At 34.0% G+C, this 256-nt stretch carries 1 pseudogene; it reads left to right on the top strand.

The window, feature by feature from the left end:
- Nucleotides 1-49 precede the first annotated feature (49 nt).
- A pseudogene (locus Q4548_RS17290) lies at nt 50-256 on the top strand (peptidylprolyl isomerase); the annotation flags it as partial.

Raw genomic sequence — 256 nt, 5'->3', positions numbered from 1 at the left:
TTCTTATGTTTGTACCTTTATTTAACAAAAAAGAGAGAAGTCTCAAGCAAAACAAGGAAGTACTTTAAAGGTACATTACACAGGGGAAGTAACAAACGATCAATTATTTGATAGCTCAAGAGAAAGAGAACCATTAGAATATACAGATGGAGCTGTACAAATGAATCCAGTATTCGACAAAGCTGAATACGGAATGGTAATTGGAGACAACAAACAAAAAACAATACCTGCAGAAGAAGCATATGTGAAGTCTAGT

Origin of the sequence: Wenyingzhuangia sp. 2_MG-2023 (assembly GCF_030548295.1) — a bacterium.
GTDB lineage: Bacteria > Bacteroidota > Bacteroidia > Flavobacteriales > Flavobacteriaceae > Wenyingzhuangia.
Note: the sequence above shows the minus strand (reverse complement) of the source record. Positions and strands in the feature narration are given on the sequence as shown.